This is a genomic window from Holospora obtusa F1 (assembly GCF_000469665.2).
Taxonomy (GTDB): domain Bacteria; phylum Pseudomonadota; class Alphaproteobacteria; order Holosporales; family Holosporaceae; genus Holospora; species Holospora obtusa.
The window spans coordinates 1-3547 of the sequence record NZ_AWTR02000032.1 but is presented as its reverse complement, the minus strand read 5'-3'; the positions used below and the strand labels follow the sequence as shown (position 1 = coordinate 3547).

The following is a 3547-nucleotide window of genomic DNA, read 5'->3' as shown; positions in this document are numbered from 1 at the left end:
TTATCAAATAGTCGCTATAAATATCAAGAAGATCCAGTTTCATTTTTTGTCCTTAAAAACTTACAGACGAAAAATATGATTATTTCAAGCAAAAATCAACTATTGCTGCGTAACATCAGTTATGAATTAAGGCGCACAGGCTTTGGTTATAAAAAAAGTTTTCACCGATGTGGAAAGCAAATAAAGAAAAATGAAATACATACCAAGAAGCAATAAAATATATACCAGTTTCAAGTCTTGTATACATTGATGGAAGAGGGATAGAGCTAAACATTTGCAAAGATAGAGGATGAGACGCAAAAAAAAGTGAAAAACTTGTGGGTAAAAAGAGCGGTAAATATTACGAAAAAATTCATAGTTTAGGGGGGGGAGTAAATAATAGACTTCTTTCGAAACTCATTTATACTCACTCCAAATTTTAAATTCCAGTGATCAGATTGAATCTTAGACCAAATTTTTTTCGTCTTTTTTTTTGCAGCGCAGATTTACTATGCAGTTTTTGTATCCCTTGATATCCAGGGTCAGTAATGACCTTTATATCAGGATTTATCTTTGTTTTCGATTCTTTAAATACTCTAAAATCATATCCATTACCATTTTCAAAAGCAGTTTATATTACTTGTTTCGTCTTCTTATCGACAACAATTTGGGTTTTTAAAGTGTGCTTTCTCTTTTTTCCTGAATAAAATTGCCTTTGTTTGTTATTGGGATTCTTTCTTTTTTTGGGCGTTCTATAGGCATTTTCGTAGCATCTTATTAATATATATTCCACATTGCTCTTAGGCGTTGTTTCCCAGTAGTTTTTAAGAATACAATGATCTTATGATATTTGTAATATTTATGAATATTTTTACATTCCGAGCAAAGTGAATTCATTAAGTGTTTAGTTCCACATTCTTATGGTATAAGCTATAAGGAACTAAAGGAGGCTAACGTATGGAAAGTATACTGCATGAAAATGCAAAAACGACGCTTTGAGTCCGAAAAAAATACAAAACTCTGTACAGAGCGCCGCTAAAAATAGCAAAGCGTCTGGGCCTTCACTATTAAAACTGTTTTGAAGAGGAAGAAAGCCGGTTGTGTTCAAGATAAACGCTCTGGCCCTGAACAGACAAAGCGTTTTATCTGCAACAGAAGCAAGAGATTGTGTGTGAATTCAGACGCGTTTCTAAGCTTTCGCTTAATGATGTTTATAGTGCTTTGAAAGAGAAGATTCCCAATCTTATGCGCTCTAATCTGTATCGATACCTCAAAAGACTAAATATTTATCCAAAAAAGAAGAGTCGGCTCCTGAAAAAGAAATTTATCCCTTTGGGATTTGTTCATATTGACAGTACAGAAGGTCCTCACAGATCAAGGGAAATGCGACCTTTTTATGGCCATTGAGCGGGCCACAAAGTACGTTTATGTCGAGCTCCATTCAAAGATATCGGTTAACAAATCAAGTGCATTTTGAAAAATCTGATCGCCCATTGTCCTTTTAAAATAACAAAAATTCTTACAGACAATGGGGGCGCAATTTACCTATGAGCTGCTTGCGCAACACCTGAAGCCAAAAAACAAAACGCCCCCCTTTGATGTGATGTGAAAGGAGCATACCATTGAGCACAGGCTCACCAACTTCAAGCACCCTTGAGCTAACGCTCAGGTCGAAATCATCAACAGAATCCTCAAACAACGCGCAACACAGGTTTATTTTGACAAAGACCTCGATGAGCTGAAGTGACATATGATGACTTTTGTGCTTTACTGTAATCATCAAAGAAAGCTGAAATCATTGAAATATCAGCTCCCCCTTTGATATTATCATATGAAAATTTGAACGTAACACGTCAAATTTTAATCATAATCAAAATTACATGTTGTGGGGACTAAACAGATAAGCAGAGTGGCGTAAGGGAGGTATTTAATTAAAAAAACATTGACATTTTATTTTTTTTGTTATATACGAATTTCATAGCCATCTAGGTATACAAAAGCACATGAAAAAAAGAAATATTTTTTTGTTTTTAACAGCGATCATATTTTTAGAAAATAAGAGCTTTTCTGCAAAAGAAACAGAAAAAATAGAGATTCAAGAAAACAAAAAGCAAAGCGGATTTGATCAAAATATAAGTAATGAAATTTTATCTGAAATCATCGCTCAACTTAAAAGTGAGAAGATGATGGAGGCTGACTTCTTGAGAGCGATAAAAATATTATTGTCAAAAAAGAGTGAAGTTGAATTCATTAAAAATGCGTTCGAAGACGATCTTTTTAAAAAAGTATTACGAGAAAAAATTCAATCTTTTTGTCAAGTCGGCCTAAGAGTTAATGTAAAGCACTTTTTAAAATACATATTGTCAGATGAAGTCCATGTAGATGTAGCCAAAATCGTTATGAATGGTTTCGATCTGAATCTCGTCAAACAGAAATATTGTCATTTTGGAAATCACGATGAGTTGATAAAGGATGTTTTGTGTCAAAAGAATAATGTTGAGTTAGCAAAATTTTTTATAAAAAATAATAATTGGAATGAATACAAAAAAAATAAAGATTTTTTTCAAATAGAAAAAACGTTATTGATCATTGGTTCTATATTACATAAAGAAAGTAACTCCGATCTTTCTGAGATTTTTTTTAAATCTATTGAGTGGGGAGAAGATTTTATTAGTATATCTCCTAAAGAACTAAACAAAGTGCTTACGGGGGAAGATCTTAATTTGCATTCCTTGGAGATTGTAAGAGAAATTTTGAAATTAGCAGATTGGAAAAAGAAGATTCAAAAATCAAAATTTTATATAAATAAATTTTCAAATCGAGATAGTGTTTTAAAAAAAATACTTTTAAATAATGGACCGTTGTTAGAATTACTCTTAGAGGGGCTTGATTTAAATCATTGTTTCGTTGGTGAAAAGTTTTATAGAGGATATACTAACGATTTATTACAAAGCTTGATCTACGTTCAAAGTAAAGAACTTGTAGAACAATTATGTTCACGAATACAATTTTTAAATGGGGATATTCCAAAAATATGGAATCTGTGTGTAAAAAAATTAGATTATTTAAAAAAGAATCAATTTAAAGACGCAGACACAACAGGTATTCTTTCTCTTTTATTAGATCAAGCATTTGTAAACTTTGAAAATATTTACAAGAACGAAGATATGATTTTGGATGAATCTCTTCTAAAATCTTATGAAAACAAAATTTTGATTGCCTTAAGCTTGATTGCTCATTCAGATTTTGTCTATGCAAAAAAAGTATTTGATCAGCTGAATACAAATGAATCTCGTGTTTTTAAGGTGTTCAAAACAAATACGTCCAAAATTCTTGAACATTTTGTAAATTCAAATAAAGAAGATACTGTGGAGTACTGTTTAAAAAAATTAAACTTTAATAAACTTAATGAGTTTTTTGATCTAAACAGAAATAGACTTACTTCTTCTTCCCCCATTAAAGAAACTTCTAGTATGGTACTGAAACACCTGGTTTGTGCAAAAAATCGAGCAAGTATCAGAGAAATTTCACAGCTTAATTTTTGGCGCTTTATCCCAGATGCTGATTT

3 protein-coding genes and 1 pseudogene are annotated in these 3547 nt (G+C 31.7%); 2 read left to right on the top strand and 2 right to left on the bottom strand.

The window, feature by feature from the left end; genetic code table 11:
• Nucleotides 1–216, top strand: a 216-nt coding sequence (locus P618_RS08345) for a hypothetical protein (protein WP_204365630.1), incomplete at its 5' end; no start/stop codon positions are given.
• Nucleotides 217–418: 202 nt separating this feature from the next.
• Here P618_RS08345 and P618_RS06445 read toward each other — a convergent pair.
• A pseudogene (locus P618_RS06445) lies at nt 419–781 on the bottom strand (transposase); the annotation flags it as partial.
• 717 nt (nt 782–1498) lie between these two features.
• A complete protein-coding gene (locus P618_RS07685) occupies nt 1499–1759 on the bottom strand; it encodes a hypothetical protein (protein WP_024161035.1) in 261 nt (86 codons plus the stop codon).
• Nucleotides 1760–1982: 223 nt separating this feature from the next.
• Here P618_RS07685 and P618_RS01245 point away from each other — a divergent pair.
• The coding region (locus P618_RS01245; RefSeq protein ID WP_040458167.1) for a hypothetical protein at nt 1983–3547 on the top strand (1565 nt) is incomplete at its 3' end.

Excerpts from the sequence above, each read along its gene's own strand:
- P618_RS07685 (WP_024161035.1), bottom strand. The coding sequence starts at position 1,759 with ATGATTACAGTAAAGCACAAAAGTCATCATATGTCACTTCAGCTCATC.